Source organism: Burkholderia sp. B10 (assembly GCF_004368385.1).
GTDB lineage: Bacteria > Pseudomonadota > Gammaproteobacteria > Burkholderiales > Burkholderiaceae > Burkholderia > Burkholderia vietnamiensis.
The window spans coordinates 51,073-65,196 of sequence record NZ_PQMX01000016.1; the positions used below are offsets into that span (position 1 = coordinate 51,073).

The 14,124-nt window shown below is 67.8% G+C and carries 12 protein-coding genes; 8 read left to right on the plus strand and 4 right to left on the minus strand.

Features of this window, described 5'->3' with window-relative positions; translation table 11 throughout:
• Window positions 1-212: 212 nt before the first annotated feature.
• Window positions 213-617: a lysozyme inhibitor LprI family protein gene (locus C3Y15_RS11020; protein ID WP_059454243.1), complete on the plus strand. Its 405-nt coding sequence runs from the start codon at window positions 213-215 to the stop codon at window positions 615-617.
• 9 nt (window positions 618-626) lie between these two features.
• Here the strand turns inward: C3Y15_RS11020 and C3Y15_RS11025 are convergent, their stop codons facing one another.
• Both C3Y15_RS11025 and C3Y15_RS11030 read right to left on the minus strand, forming a co-directional pair.
• Window positions 627-1,274: a response regulator transcription factor gene (locus C3Y15_RS11025; protein WP_011882179.1), complete on the minus strand. Its 648-nt coding sequence runs from the start codon at window positions 1,272-1,274 to the stop codon at window positions 627-629.
• Complete coding sequence (locus tag C3Y15_RS11030; protein WP_046426567.1) at window positions 1,271-3,364, minus strand: PAS domain-containing sensor histidine kinase; 2,094 nt, start codon at window positions 3,362-3,364, stop codon at window positions 1,271-1,273. The genes C3Y15_RS11025 and C3Y15_RS11030 overlap by 4 nt, the downstream gene beginning before the upstream one ends.
• Before the next feature lie 307 nt (window positions 3,365-3,671).
• Between C3Y15_RS11030 and C3Y15_RS11035 the strand changes: the two genes are divergently transcribed.
• The 5 genes from C3Y15_RS11035 to C3Y15_RS11055 all read left to right on the plus strand — a co-directional run bounded on the left by C3Y15_RS11035 (window position 3,672) and on the right by C3Y15_RS11055 (window position 9,172).
• Window positions 3,672-4,136, plus strand: a complete 465-nt coding sequence (locus C3Y15_RS11035) for a universal stress protein (RefSeq protein WP_011882181.1) — start codon at window positions 3,672-3,674, stop codon at window positions 4,134-4,136.
• A gap of 339 nt (window positions 4,137-4,475) precedes the next feature.
• Window positions 4,476-4,982: a cupin domain-containing protein gene (locus C3Y15_RS11040; protein WP_014724916.1), complete on the plus strand. Its 507-nt coding sequence runs from the start codon at window positions 4,476-4,478 to the stop codon at window positions 4,980-4,982.
• Between the two features lie 151 nt (window positions 4,983-5,133).
• Complete coding sequence (locus C3Y15_RS11045) at window positions 5,134-6,165, plus strand: DedA family protein/thiosulfate sulfurtransferase GlpE (protein ID WP_014724915.1); 1,032 nt, start codon at window positions 5,134-5,136, stop codon at window positions 6,163-6,165.
• Between the two features lie 1,086 nt (window positions 6,166-7,251).
• A complete protein-coding gene (locus tag C3Y15_RS11050) occupies window positions 7,252-7,881 on the plus strand; it encodes a hypothetical protein (RefSeq protein WP_014724914.1) in 630 nt (209 codons plus the stop codon).
• Between the two features lie 355 nt (window positions 7,882-8,236).
• On the plus strand, window positions 8,237-9,172 hold the full coding sequence (locus C3Y15_RS11055; RefSeq protein ID WP_011882186.1) for a universal stress protein: 936 nt from the start codon (window positions 8,237-8,239) through the stop codon (window positions 9,170-9,172).
• Window positions 9,173-9,636: 464 nt separating this feature from the next.
• On the opposite strand, the gene C3Y15_RS11060 is transcribed toward C3Y15_RS11055, so the two are convergent.
• Window positions 9,637-10,047, minus strand: a complete 411-nt coding sequence (locus C3Y15_RS11060; RefSeq protein WP_011882187.1) for a hypothetical protein — start codon at window positions 10,045-10,047, stop codon at window positions 9,637-9,639.
• 612 nt (window positions 10,048-10,659) lie between these two features.
• Between C3Y15_RS11060 and C3Y15_RS11065 the strand changes: the two genes are divergently transcribed.
• Both C3Y15_RS11065 and C3Y15_RS11070 read left to right on the plus strand, forming a co-directional pair.
• Window positions 10,660-10,914 carry a DUF3562 domain-containing protein gene (locus C3Y15_RS11065; protein WP_011882189.1) on the plus strand — a complete coding sequence of 85 codons (255 nt, stop codon included), beginning with the start codon at window positions 10,660-10,662 and terminating at the stop codon, window positions 10,912-10,914.
• Window positions 10,915-11,086: 172 nt separating this feature from the next.
• Complete coding sequence (locus C3Y15_RS11070) at window positions 11,087-12,886, plus strand: methyl-accepting chemotaxis protein (protein WP_014724910.1); 1,800 nt, start codon at window positions 11,087-11,089, stop codon at window positions 12,884-12,886.
• 43 nt (window positions 12,887-12,929) lie between these two features.
• Here the strand turns inward: C3Y15_RS11070 and C3Y15_RS11075 are convergent, their stop codons facing one another.
• A complete protein-coding gene (locus tag C3Y15_RS11075; protein WP_059990799.1) occupies window positions 12,930-13,904 on the minus strand; it encodes a sigma-54 dependent transcriptional regulator in 975 nt (324 codons plus the stop codon).
• Window positions 13,905-14,124 lie beyond the last annotated feature (220 nt).

Genomic DNA, 14,124 nt, shown 5'->3' on the forward strand with positions numbered 1-14,124 from the left:
GAGTGCGGTTTTTTTCATTTGCGCGGCCGCGGCGTGCGCTGACAACCGGTCGCGCGTGCGCTAGCATCGCGGTCGGTATCGACGCGGCGGTCGGCGGCGCAACGCGCTTGTCGCCGGCCGATTCGCGACGCCGCGCGCCGAGGCGCGGCGGGCACCAGCAACACGCCCGGCACCACGTTCCACGACTTCAACGAAAACAAACAGGAGCATCCATGCGTGTCCCGACCGGTCTGCTGTGCGCGCTCGCGCTGACGGCGAACCTTGCCCATGCCCAGACGAACTGCGCCGATGCGGCGGATCAGGCCGCGATGACGGCGTGTGCCGATCGCGCGTACAAGAAATCCGACGCGGAACTGAACCGCACGTACCAGGCCGTCACGGCGCGCCTGCGCGATGCCCGGCCGCTCGCCGACAAGCTCGTGAGCGCGCAACGCGCGTGGATCGCCTACCGCGACGCCGAGTGCAGCTTCTCGAGTGCGAACGCCGAAGGCGGCAGTGTGTACCCGATGGTCGTGTCGACCTGCCTCGACGATCTGACGAAGACGCGCACCGAAACGCTGAAGGGCTATCTGTCCTGCGAGGAAGGCGATCTCGCGTGCCCGGTGCCGGCGCGCTGAAAGCGCGCTCTAGACGTCGTCCGCTTCGTCGAGCAGCTTGTGCCGCATCGCGTAGCGGACCAGCGCCGCCTCGTGCGGCATCTGCATCTTTTCGAGGATCCGCGTCTTGTAGGTGCTGACCGTCTTCGCGCTCACGCACAGCGACTGTGCGATCTCGGTCAGCGTCTGGCCGGCCGCGATCCGGCGGAACACGTCGAACTCGCGATCCGACAGCCGCTGATGCGGCAGCGTCTCGGCCGGCTCGTTCAGGCTCTGCGCGAACTGCTCGGCCATCGTGAGGCTGACGTAGACGCCGCCCGTCGCGACCTTGGTCACCGCGCCGACCAACTCGGCGCTCGCGCTTTCCTTGGTCAGATAGCCCGACGCTCCCGCACGAAACGCGCGCACCGCGTATTGCTGCTCCGCGTGCATCGTCAGCACGAGCACGCGCAGCGCGGGTTTTTCGTCCTTGATCTGCTTGATCAGCTCGACGCCGTTGCGGCCCGGCATCGACAGGTCGAGCACCAGAACCTGCGCGGGCGTCGAACGGACCAGCGCAATCGTCGACGGGCCGTCGCACGCTTCGCCGGCCACTTCGAATCCGGTGGCGTTCTGCAGAATGTGCCGCAGACCGTCGCGCACGAGCGTATGGTCGTCGGCGATGAGCACCTTGATCATGTGAGGGTGTTTTCCTGTTGAACAGCGCCGAGCGGGAACGCGACCGTGATCGAGAAGCCGCGCGCGAGCGCGGTGTCGATCGTCACGCTGCCGCCGAGCATGTGCGCGCGTTCGCGAATGCCGATCAGCCCGAACGATTTGTCGTGCGCGGGACCGCCCGGCGCCGCGCCGCGGCCGTTGTCCGCCACGCGCAGCACGCAAAAGCCTTCTTCGATGTCGAGCCGCAGCGCCACGCGTGTCGCATCCGCATGGCGCGCGACGTTCGTCAGCGCTTCCTGCACGATCCGGAACAGCGTGGTCGCGCCCGTGCTCGTGAACGCGATGCCGCCCGTTTCGATGGTGCGCTCGACGTCGATCCCGTAGCGGTTGGTGAAATCGTTCGCGAGCCACTCGATCGCCGGCACGAGGCCGAGGTCGTCGAGCATCACGGGACGCAGGTCGGCGGCGATGCGCCGAACCGACGCGACGGTCGCGTCGATCAGCCGGCGCATCCCGTGCAGGTGCGACAGCACGCCGTCGTCGGGCTGCGTGTGGCCCTGCGCGCGCAACTGCTGCTCGACGACCGACAGATCCATTTTCAATGCGGTGAGCTGCTGGCCGAGGTCGTCGTGCAGTTCGCGCGCGATGCGCGTCTTTTCTTCTTCGCGCACGTTCTGCAGGTTCGCCGACAGTTCGCGCAGCTCCTCGCGCGATTGCTTCACCGCGTTCTCCGCGCGCAGCCGCTCGGTGATGTCGCGCAGCATCACCGTATAGAGCTTGCCCGACGCGTCGCGGATCTGCGAGATCGACGCCTCGATCGGGAATTCCTCGCCGTTGCCGCGCAGCCCGAACAGCACGCGCTGACGACCCATCTGCCGTTCCGAGACGCCCGTCACGCCGAACTGGTCGACGTGCTTCGCATGCGCGGCGCGGAACCGCTCGGGGATGAAGCGCGACAGCGGCGCGCCGATCGCCTCCATTGCCGACACGCCGAATACCTGCTCGGCCATCGGGTTGAAGATCACGATCGTCTGCTTCTCGTCGATCGTGATGATCGCTTCCATCGACGAACGGATGATGCCCATCATCCGCGCCTCGTTCAGGATGCCGCGGCTGTTCGCGCCGGCATCCGCGCCGCCCGCGCGGCCGCGCAGCAGCGCATGGACCAGCGCCGCGAACGCGATCGACGCGATCAGCCCGGCTGTGAGCACGATGCCCGCCGCGCGCTGCGCGCCGGTCGCGCTCGGGCGGCCGTCCGCGGAATAGGCCAGCGTGAGCAGCGTGCCGCCGAAATTCAGCTGGTCGGTGCGCTGCATCAGGTCGGGGGACGCCATGGCCTCGTCGGTCGTCGTTTCCGCGCTCGCGATCGGATGCGGATTGTCGCCCGCGCTGATGCGCAGATCGAGCCCGCGCTCCGCGTCGAGCGCGCGCTCGACCAGCCGATTCGGGTTCAGTTCGGCGAACAGCACGCCGTCGGCGTCGGCTGGCGTGGCGGCCGTCCGGGACGCGGCCGCGGCGCGCAGAAACAAGGTGAGGGTGCGCGCATCGCGGGACGTATCGCTGTCGGCGGGATGAATGCCGAGCGCGACGTCGCCGTTGCGCAGCGCGCGGGCGAGCGGCGCCTGATCGAACGAGCCGAAATGCACGTCGGGCGCGTTGGACGCCGGGGCGCTGAGTGCGGCGACCGCGAGCGGACCGTCCGGCATCGGCGCATGGCCGGCGAGGGCGCCGAGTGCTGCCGGCGACAGCGGCGCGTAGCCGATCAGCCGGACCGGCGAGCGGCCGCTGTCGAGATCGAGCGTGTCGACGTACCGGCGCCATTGCTCGGGCGTCATCTGCGGCGCGAGCGCGAACGCGCCACGCGCGCCTTCGAGCACGGCGACGCTTGATTGCAACTCGTGACGCAGCATCGCGCTCACGTGCGAGGTGCGACGCTCGAAGCGTGTATGGACGGCGCCTTGCCACTGCTCGCGAACGAGCAGCGCGACGCCGAGCGACAGCGCCGCGCCGGCGAAGAGTGCAACGACACCGGCCGCGAGCGGCTGGCGTAAAAAGCTTGGCGAACGCGTCGGGCCTCGGGCGTCACGCGGCGGGGTTCCACTGGCGGTCATTCGATAGCCATTCAGATGTCGGGGTTGCCCGTGGCACGGGGCAATGCGGCAAATCCGGAAAAAACTCGCACCGGCCGCGGACGGCGTCTATTTTGAAGGTGAAATTGTGCGCGTTTTGCACGTATTTTGTAATAGGGGCCAGCCAAAAAACCGACGCGAGGCGTCGCGACGGGCGTCGCGGCGGCGTTTGACGCGGGTCAAGCGGAGGCTCGGGCCCACACGGCAGACTGTTCGGCAGGCGAGCCGGCATCGGGCCGGCCCGCGATGACGGGCGCGCTACGCGCGTGCCTGCTCGGAGGAAAAAACCATGTACAAACGGATTTTCGTCGGGCTCGACGGCAGCCCGAGCGCGCGTCTCGCGCTGAACGAGGCGATCCGGATCGCGGCGGCATCGGGCGGCAACGTGACGTGTGCGTACGTCGTCGAACATCGGCCGCAACTCGTCGACGTCGATGCGGGCTTCGCGGCCGAACACGACGGCGATGCGGCGGCGGCCGACGCGGCGACGCAGGTGCTCGACGACGCGAAAGCGGTACTCGCGCAGCATCGCGTGCCGGGCACCGTGCGCGCGCTCGACGCGTACGGCGACGACATCGCCGCGGTGCTGATGCGCACGGCGGCCGAAGCCGACGCCGATCTGATCGTGATGGGCACGAGCGGGCGGCATGGCCTGCGCCGGCTGTTGCTCGGCAGTGTCGCGGAATCGCTGCTGCGGGCGGCCGATCGTCCGGTGCTGCTGGTGCGGCAGCAGAGCGCCGCTCCGGGCGCCTGACGCGGCGATGCGGGCCGCGCAGGGTCGCTCGTGGAGGGCGGGCGAGCGTGTGCTGCGTTGCACGAGCGGCCCCGTGAGGCGCTGCGGTGGGCGGCGGACCGACGGCATGCTCGTCCGCGGGCCGCCTGCGCTCGTTGCCGATCAGCGGCGTTGGCGCAGCGGTTGCGTGTCCGCGGGAATTTCTGGCAGGATCGGCACGGGTTCGCCCGGGCTTCGTCGGCAGGCGGCGTCCCGCGCGCTCGCGTCGCCGTTTGCATGGCGGCGGCAGGTGGCGCGGCGGTGGCCCATTGCCATCCTGCGTTGCCAGCCCGATTCCATCCTTCATCGACTTCATCCACCATGCCGATCAGCGCCGCCGACTTGATTCGCCAGTTCAATCTGCAACCGCATCCCGAGGGCGGCTATTTCCGCGAAACCTACCGCGCCGCCGATGCGGTCACGCGTGCCCCCGACGGCGCGCCGCGCGCGGCGTCGACGGCGATCTACTACCTGCTGTGCGATGGTGCGTATTCATCGTGGCACCGGATCCGTTCGGACGAGGTCTGGCATTTCTACGCAGGCGACCCGCTCGAGGTGTGGGTGCTTGACGAGCACGACGGGCTGACGATACACCGGCTCGGCAACCCGCTCACGCATCCGGGCACCGTGTTCCAGGCCGTCGTGCCGGCCGGGCGCTGGTTCGGTGCGCGGTGCGCCGCGCCGGAGCACGTCGCGCTGGTCGGCTGCACGGTCGCGCCGGGGTTCGAGTTCTCCGAGTTCGAGCTGGCGGACGCGACCGCGCTGGCCGCCGCGTTCCCGCAGTACGCGGAACACGTCGCGGCGCTCGCGCAGCGCCGCGACGCCTGACGGCGCCCGGTACGTTCCCGGCGGCGCTCGGCAAACCCGTTTAGAATGCTCGGTGGTGCAGGATCGGCCGCGGACGTGCCGCGGCGATCGCTGCCTGCCGTATCGACGGCCGCCCCGTCGCACGGTCCGCATGTCTTCCAGGAGCGCCGCCGTGTGGCACTTTCCCGTTGCGATTCCCTCGTCACTCGGCCCGTGGGCCGTGTTTGCGAGCGTACTGATCACGCAGCTCGGCGTGCCGGTTCCGGCCGTGCCGATGCTCATCCTCGGCGGCACCATGGCGGCGATGGGGCAGGCGTCGTGGGCGAGCATGTTCGCGGCGGCGATCGGTGCAACGATGCTCGCCGATTCGCTGTGGTTCTTCATGGGCCGCACGCGCGGCCGGCGCCTGCTGAACGGGCTCGTGCGTTTCTCGCTGTCGCTCGACACGACGCTGCGGTTCGCGCGTAACGTATTCGAACGCTACGGCGCGCCGCTGCTCGTGCTGTCGAAGTTCCTGCCGGGCCTCGGGCTGGTTTCGGCGCCGCTGCTCGGCACGACGGCGATCGGCATCGGCGTGTTTCTGTTCTGGGATCTTGCCGGCGCGTCGTTGTGGGCCGCGTTCTGGCTCATCGGCGGTGCAGCGGTACACGACCAGATCGTCCAGTTCGTGCTGTGGGTGCGCGCGAGCGGCGGCACGATCCTCGATGCGTTTCTCGCGATCTTCATCACGTTCCTGCTGTACCGCTGGGTGCGGCGCGTGCAGTTCCGCCGCTACCTCGCGCAGGTGCGCATCTCGCCGCCGCAACTCGTCGAGATGATGACGTCGAACGAGCCGCCGCTGATCTTCGACGCGCGCCCGCGCGCGATTCGCGAGCGCGAGCCGTACCGGATCGCCGGCGCGGTGCCGGTCGATCTCGATTCGCCGGATCTGCTCGATCCGGAATTGCTGAAGCGGCCGATCGTCGTCTATTGCGTGTGCCCGAACGAGGCGACCGCGAAGCGGCTGATCGCGAAGATGCAGCGCAAGAAGATGATCCACAACGTCCGCGCGCTGAAGGGTGGCCTCGATGCGTGGGAAAAGCACGGCTATCCGGTCGAACCGCTACCGGCGGATGCGGATGCGTCGCGGTATTTCGTGCAGCCGGACCACCATGGCGCCGCGCTCGCCGGCGAATACACGGTGCGGGCGACGTTGTCGAAGTGAGGCGGCGGCGCTCGCTTCGTCTTTCGTCGCACGTATGTCGGTGACTTCGGGCGCGATTCTTCATATTCGGATTGCGTTTTACCCGGCAAGCAAGAACGTCGATTATTTCTTATCAGAAGTATTTCCCGGCAAGTCGCAGCGACAAACGTTGATCGCCGAAGCTGTTTGATCATCTCTGACACTGTGGTTTGCCTGCTTTCTGTTACGCTCACGCACCGTGAATAACACCATATCAATTGCGGATGCGCTGGGCCGATGAAACATTGCGACGCACGCGGAAAAACCATCAACGAAACACGATGGCGAACTCCCGAATCTGCGTAATCCCGAGACAATTCCAGAATGATCGATTCAAATCGGCACGCGCCCAGATACGGGAATCCCGCCTGGCGTCGCAACAGCGCATCGGCCGGGCGCGCATTGACAGATCGCCACTATTTCGGCGACTTGCGATTCGAGCACTCGCTCGTCCACCGCACCGTGTAGCCGCGCCTGGAGCACACGGTGACCGATCGGCCGCCCGCCGTAGCCCGATGTACCGCTACGCAGCCGGTGCGATCGATGCGAACCTCCCGGCACCGTTGATGATCGCTACACCGGCTCGTTCGCTACGCAGCGATCACGCGCGGTCGGTTTATCGGCGGCACGCGATACGAAATCGATAATGCGATCACCGAAGGCCGCCACCCGGACCGGTTTCGACCGCGTAACGATACGGCGGTGGTGCGACGTTTCAGCGGACTAAACGAAGCACAAATACCAGTCGATCAATGCGGCAGTCCGCAACCCATCTTTACCAAAAAAGTCCCGACAACTACGGGAATACATGAGGCCAATACCATGAAAACATCCATTCGTTTGCCGGCCCTGTTGGCAACTGCACTCGTCTCGGCGGCACTGTCTGCGTGTGGCGGCGACGGCGTGAATCCGATGAGCGCCGGCGTTGCCGGTGCGGCGTCGTCTCCGGCGCCCGTAGCGCCGCAACCTGTGCCACCAGCTGCCCAGGCGGCGTGTCGGCCGGCCGGCAAGTTTACGTACACGGGTTCCGCGTCGCAAATCGCGGCGAATAACGGGCAGTTCGCCGTCGTGACCGTGCCCACGCTGCCGCCCGCATATGCGAACAACCGCAACTTCACCGCGCCGAATGCGCCGGCGTCGAGTCTGGTTCAGCAGGCAAGCGGCGCGTTCACCACGCTCGCGTCGTCCGCTGCGGCGACCGACTGTCTCGGTCTCGATCACGGCGCCGTGACCGAGATCCAGAGCAGCGGCACCGACGTTGCGATCGGCCGGTGGAACCAGGCGATGGACACCGACGGCAACACCTATACCAGCACGCAAGGCGTTCATTACGCCGTCGGTACGCCGCTGGCGTTGACGGCGACGAGCGGTACGCTCGCCTGCACGCAACTGCTCGCGGATACGGTCGCGAGCGACAACGGCGGCGCGTCCGGCACGCTCGGCGCGACTACGGCTACGCTGGATCTCGGCGCACGCACGCTCGACAACCTGCGCCTGTCGCTCAACGTCGCAAACACCGCGTACACGCTGACGTACGCACAAGCACCGTTGAACGGGACGTCGAAAACGGGGCAGCTGTCGATTCAGTCGGTCGTCGTCGGCCACGATGCGACGCAGCCGCTGGTCGCCGTCGGCTACGCGGGCTCGGTGCCGAATGCCGGCGGTATCGGCGGCGTGGTCGTGCTGGCGTGCAAGTGAAGTGACGGGCGCTGCGCGCCGATAGTGCGGATTCCGGCCGCGCTCGCGATCGGCCCGGTGAGGGGCGTGCCGCTCGGCATCGCGTATGCGATGTTCTACGCGAACCGCGCGAGCGCATCCGCGCCGACGAAGCCGTAAGCGGACCGGTGCGCACCGGCGACGGCCCGCGGCCGCATTGATCACGATCATGCGTGCGCGGGCCGGACGTCATATGCTGTCGAAATCGCTTGTCCGCGCTTCGCGTGCGCAGCCGTCGATTCGTGCGACCGCGCCGGCCGTCCGGCCGACGTGCACCGCCGCCGCGCGAAGCATCCGTCGTCGCTCCCGACGACGTGCCCGCGAGGAGACCGCCGCCATGCCATCCACCCCATCCATTCCGACGCTCGCCAGAATCGCATTGGCCGTCGATCCGACGCCCGAGGCGCTGTCGGCCGCCCGCTACACGCGCACGCTGCTGCGTCCCGGCATGCAGTTGCGCATCATCTGCGCGATCGACAATCCGCGCCTCGTGCTGCCCGACATCCCGCGCGTCGACGCGCTGCTGACATCGGCGCGCGAAGAGATGACGCGTGAAGCGCAGGCGACGCTCGCGCGCATTGCCGCGTTGTTCGAAGACAGCGGCGTGGCCGTCGAGCAGGCGATCGTCGATACGTCGGTCACCGGCGGTACGGTGGCCGATGCGCTCGCGAGCGACACGTCGGCATGGCAGGCCGATGTGCTCGTGGTCGGCGCGAACCCGCACCACGGCCTGCTGAGGCTGTTCGAAGGCGCGGTGTCCGATACGCTCACGGCGCGCGCGCAGTGCGCGCTGCTGATCGTGCCGGCCGGCTATGCGCGGCCGTCGGACGGGCCGCTGCAGCGGCTGATGTTCGCGGTCGACGGCAGCGAGCCGTCGCTGCACGCGGTACGCGTCGGGCTCGGCTTCGCGGCGCCGACGACGTTGCTGTACGCAGCCTATGTCGTCGACCGCGCGATTCGTCTGACGGACATCGTGCCGGTGCGCGCGCTCGAGGACGCGTATCGCGCGGAAGGCGAGGACGCACTCGCGCGGGTCGGCCCGCTGTTGCATGCCGCGGGAAATCCGACCAAGCGCGGCATCGTCGAAACGCGCCCGACCAGCGACGACGTCGCGCACGCGCTGATGCGGGATGCCGTGCACTGGCGCGCGGAGCTGCTCGTCGTCGGTACGCATGGCCGCCGCGGCATCGCGGCGTGGCTGATCGGCAGCGTCGCGCGGCGCATTGCTCATGTCGCGCAGGTGCCGGTGTTGCTGGTGCGAGGCGCGGCGTAAAGGATTGGCCGCGCCGCGTGCAAGGGCGATGCTTTCGTCGACCTGCGGTAGAAACGACGCGTGCTTTCTGTAAGATATTCGGAATAGTTGCGCACGCGGCGTGCGTCGTGTCGTGCGCTCGTCACGCCGCGATTCGACGCGTCGGATGCGGCGCGCACGATCCGGCGAGCATCTGGGGCCGGTTCGATTCGTCCGCTTTCCGGGGTGCGGCCATGCAGCGCGTAGCGCGCGATCCCGTCAGGGACTCTCTGGCACGAGGGTAGGCAGCCTGCGGCTGCCTTGGATAACGGACGGGGTGGAGTTCACCCCGTCCGCTTTCCTGGCCGCGTGCCAACGGCTTTTCTCGCAGGTATGGTCTGGTTCGATGTCGCGGTGTGCAACGGCGGATGATGGTGCGACGTGGAGCGATGCATCTGCGGCCGCGGCTCGGTCATGCGACGCCGCCGACGTCGGCGCTCAGTCGCTCATGCGGCACGTAGCGTTCGCTGATCGCGCGCGCGGCGCGTACGCCGGCATGCACGCATGCACCGATGCATCGCATGCAGGTGCGCACGCGAGCCCGGCCGGCGATCGCGCAGATGCGGCCAGCCGGGGCGCGGCTTGCGGCGCGGCATCGTGACGATCGGCGCGGGCGCGGCGGTCCGCACGCACAGCGCCGCCGCAAAGCGCTGCAACGCGCGCACCGAACCGGCAATGCTCTGGTACTTTTCGCGGCCGATCTGCGCATCGAGCGTGACGAGCAAGCCCGCTTCACGGGCGAGCGCGAGCAGCGCGTCGAGATCCTCGTACGGACGATTCCCGGCCGACCCCGCGGGGCCGGGCAGCGCGCGCGGGCGCCGCAGTGCGTCGCGGGCCCGGATCGTGCGATATGTCATGGTTGGTCTCCTGCGCCGGACCCCGCGTGCCGGCTCGATGGCCGGCTGCGCGATGAACGGTATGAACGCTTGGTTCATGACGTCAGTATCTTCCGCCTGCACGACGTTGCCAATCGGTGCGTGCTGAAGTCGCTGTAGGCCGATGCGCGCCGGCTATCGGAATCCACTGACAAGTGCGGCCGATGCACGGCCGCGATACCGCTCGAACCTGCATCCCGCGGCCGTGACGGGCACGCGTCGTGCGGCCTCGTCGTGCGGCCTGTCTTGCCCCTTCGAACTGACGAATGGCGGTCTGCACGCGTTGCTTGACGCGGCATTTCGGCCCGTCTAACTTGCTCTATGTATCGCTGTCATCGCGACGGTTCGTCGTCGGCGCGATCGCACGATATCTCGTCCTCGGGGGGACGTGGTCATGCTTCCGGTTGCTCGCGGCCAGTTGAGCCGCGAATCTGCGCGCGTATCGATCCTTCGAACGGTCGACGCGGCGGCACGCAAGGTGCCGTTGATCGCGCGCAAACCCGCATCGGTGCATCGCACGCCGGGCGCGCGTCCAGTCGTTAATCTTCAGGTAGTGCCCTTGATCTTCGTTCCTCGACCCGCCAGGAGCCGTCGATGTCACCCGACAATTTGCTTGATTCGCTGAAGGCCGCCGCCGCGCAGCGCGCGATCGACGCCGACCAGCTGCGCACGATGCTCGACGACGAAGTGCGCGCGCTGTCCTCCGATGCGCGCGTGCACGATTACATCCACGTGTTCGCGATCCGCCATCTGCGCGAACGCATGCGCAGGCAGGACGAACTCGAGCGCGACGCGTCGTCCGGCACGCGACGCAACGAGTCGGACAGGAGCAGCAGCCGGCATCCGTGACGCCGATGCGCCGCCGGATGCCGGCGGCCCGCTCGCGCATGGGCGAGCGCTCGCGCGATTCGCCACACGTTTGCGAATCATCACGACAACCTCAAGTAAACCGCGCAATTGCCGTATACCAGGTGAACTGGTCCACTGCGCGTTCGCGCTTCCTTACTGAGTCGTTGCTGCCATGCTCTCGTCCATCCGCACCCGCATTCTTGCCGCGTGCGTCGCAATCGTCGTATTTGCACTCGTCGCCACCACGCTCATCAACTACTTCATCGCGCGCTCGTACAACGACGATGCGATCGATCGCAACCTGACATCCGTCGCGAGCGGCCACGTGGTCGGCATCGGCGACTGGGTCGCGACCAAAAGCCGGATGATCGCGTCGCTGCAGGATGCGGCGCTGTCGCCCGATCCGCTGCCGGTGTTCAAGCAGATGGCCGCAGCCGGCGGCTTCACTAACGTGTACGCCGGCTATGCGGACAAGGTGTACCACTTCGCCGACCCGACCGGCATTCCGTCCGACTACGATCCGACCGTGCGGCCGTGGTACAAGCAGGCCGCGCAGGCCGGCAAGCCCGTCGTCACGCCGCCTTACGTCGACGCGGGCACCGGCAAGCTGGTGGTCTCGTTCGCGGTGCCGATCCTGCGTGACGGCGTGCTGAAGGGCGTCGTCGGCGCCGACGTCGGCATGGACAGCGTGATCGCCAACGTGAAGTCGATCCACCCGACGCCCGCGAGCTTCGGGATGCTGGTCGACAGCAGCGGCCACGTCGTCGCGCATCCGGACACGAAGCTCACGCTGAAGCCGGTCGCCGACGTGTCGTCCGAACTCGGCGGCATGAGCGCCGCGTCGATCGCGACCGCCACCGCGCCGGTCGAAGTGCATGTCGGCGACGACGCGAAGCTGGTGCGCGCGCAGGCGGTGCCCGGCACCGACTGGTATGCGCTCGTGCTGCTCGACAAAGCGGAAGCGACGGCCGGCATGCGATCGCTGCTGACCGCGTCGCTGATTACGCTGGTGGTGATCGTCGGCATCGCGTCGGTGATCATCGGTGCGATCACGACGACCGCGTTTCGCCGGCTCTCGCAGGTCCGTCAGGCAATGGCCTCGATCGGTTCCGGCACCGGCGACCTGACGCAGCGCCTGCCGGCCGAGGGGCGCGACGAGGTGTCCGACATCGCGCGCTCGTTCAACAGCTTCGTGGACAAGCTCAACGACGTGATGCGACAGATCCGCGACGCGAGCGAATCGGTGCGCACGGCCGCGAACGAAATCGCCGCGGGCAATCAGGACCTGTCGTCGCGCACCGAATCCGCCGCGGCGAGCCTCGAGGAAACCGCCGCGTCGATGGAGGAAATCACCGCGACGGTCGGCCAGTCGGCGGCTGCGGCCACGCAGGCGGACGAACGCGCGGCATCGGCGTCGCGGATCGCGTCGCACGGCGGCGTCGTGGTGTCGGACGTCGTCGCGACGATGGGCAAGATCGAGGAAGCCTCGGGGCGGATCGGCGACATCATCGGCGTGATCGACGGCATCGCGTTCCAGACCAACATCCTCGCGTTGAACGCGGCCGTCGAAGCCGCGCGTGCGGGCGAGCAGGGCCGCGGCTTCGCCGTGGTCGCGCAGGAAGTGCGCAGCCTCGCGCAACGCAGCGCGCAGGCCGCGCGTGAAGTGAAGGTGCTGGTCGAATCGACGGTCGCGAGCGTGTCGGCCGGGTCGGGACAGGTGCGGCAGGCCGGCGACACGATGCGCGAGATCGTCGCGAACGTCGCCAACGTGACGACCATCATCTCGGAGATCACCCATGCGGCCAACGAGCAGACGCGCGGGATCCAGGAAGTGAACCGCGCGGTCACGCAGCTCGACGAAATGGTCCAGCAGAACGCGGCGCTCGTCGAGCAGTCGACCGCGGCCGCCACCGCGCTGCAGACGCAGGCGAACGCGCTCGCCACGACGGTCGGGCAGTTCAAGATCGCCTGACCTTCCTCCGGTACGCGGTGCGGCCCGCCGCGCGCGGCCGCGCTCACGCGTGGCCGTCGTCGCGCATCAGCGCCAGCCGGTTGTAGAGCGTTTTCAGACTGATGCCGAGCGCCTTCGCGGCGCGCGGCTTGTTGCCGTCGAAGTGATGCAGCGTTGCGGCGATGAAGCGCTGCTGCGCATGGTGCAGCGTCGCACCGATCGGCAGCGCGATGCGGTCGTTCGACGTGTGCTCGGGCGGCATCGCCAGCTTCGGCAGCGCGAGATCGATCCCGTCGTCCGCGAGGATGTACGCGCGCTCGATCATGTTGTGCAGTTCGCGCACGTTGCCGGGCCACGAATACGCGCGCAGCGCCGCGATCGCCGCATCGGTCAGCTGCTTGTGCGCGCGGTTGCGCGCGTTCAGCGCCGCGACGAATTCATGCGCGATCGCCTCGGCGTCGCCGCTGCGCTGCCGCAGCGGCGGCACATACAGCGCGAAGGCGGCGAGGCGGTAGAACAGATCCTCGCGCAAGCGGCCGGTGCGCACGGCTTCCGCCGGATTGTGACGCGTCGACGACAGCACGCGCACGTTCAGTGCGATCGGCTCGCTGCCGCCGACCCGCATGATCGTGTTCGACTCGAGCGCGCGCAGCAGCTTCACCTGCAGCGCCGCAGGCATTTCCGCAATTTCGTCGAGCAGCAACGTGCCGCCGCACGCCGCTTCGAAGAAGCCCTCGCGCCGCGCGACCGCGCCGGTGAAACTCCCTTTCTCGTGGCCGAACAACTGCGCGTCGGCGATGTCGGCCGGAATGGCGCCGCAGTTGACCGGCACGAACGGTCCGTCCCGGTGCGCGCTGAGTGCGTGCAGACACCGCGCGACGATATCCTTGCCGACCCCGCTTTCGCCCGCGATCATCACGCTGGCGCCGGTCGGGGCGATCCGCTCGATGCGGTCCTGCAATACGCGTACGGCAGTCGAGCGGCCGGACAGCCGCGATGCATCGCCGCGTTGCTTTGGATGGACATTGAATTCAACCATGACTGTCAGAGCGCGCGCCGTTTTGAAAATCGGCGTCGCGCATTCCGTCGGTTGCAATATCTACATCGACAACGGAATGGCCGTCGCAGTGCCGCGATATAGAAAATTTCAATGCGCGGCGTGTGGCCTCTAGAAATATCCGATCGCATTACGTCGATCGGGATCGTTGCTTTTTTACAGCCGACGAATGCAAATTCGTCAGACATTTGTAGGGCCGGGA

Coding starts and splice junctions, on each gene's coding strand:
- C3Y15_RS11020 (WP_059454243.1), top strand. CDS start 213: ATGCGTGTCCCGACCGGTCTGCTGTGCGCGCTCGCGCTGACGGCGAAC.
- C3Y15_RS11025 (WP_011882179.1), bottom strand. CDS start 1,274: ATGATCAAGGTGCTCATCGCCGACGACCATACGCTCGTGCGCGACGGT.
- C3Y15_RS11030 (WP_046426567.1), bottom strand. CDS start 3,364: ATGACCGCCAGTGGAACCCCGCCGCGTGACGCCCGAGGCCCGACGCGT.
- C3Y15_RS11035 (WP_011882181.1), top strand. CDS start 3,672: ATGTACAAACGGATTTTCGTCGGGCTCGACGGCAGCCCGAGCGCGCGT.
- C3Y15_RS11040 (WP_014724916.1), top strand. CDS start 4,476: ATGCCGATCAGCGCCGCCGACTTGATTCGCCAGTTCAATCTGCAACCG.
- C3Y15_RS11055 (WP_011882186.1), top strand. CDS start 8,237: ATGCCATCCACCCCATCCATTCCGACGCTCGCCAGAATCGCATTGGCC.
- C3Y15_RS11060 (WP_011882187.1), bottom strand. CDS start 10,047: ATGACATATCGCACGATCCGGGCCCGCGACGCACTGCGGCGCCCGCGC.
- C3Y15_RS11065 (WP_011882189.1), top strand. CDS start 10,660: ATGTCACCCGACAATTTGCTTGATTCGCTGAAGGCCGCCGCCGCGCAG.
- C3Y15_RS11070 (WP_014724910.1), top strand. CDS start 11,087: ATGCTCTCGTCCATCCGCACCCGCATTCTTGCCGCGTGCGTCGCAATC.
- C3Y15_RS11075 (WP_059990799.1), bottom strand. CDS start 13,904: ATGGTTGAATTCAATGTCCATCCAAAGCAACGCGGCGATGCATCGCGG.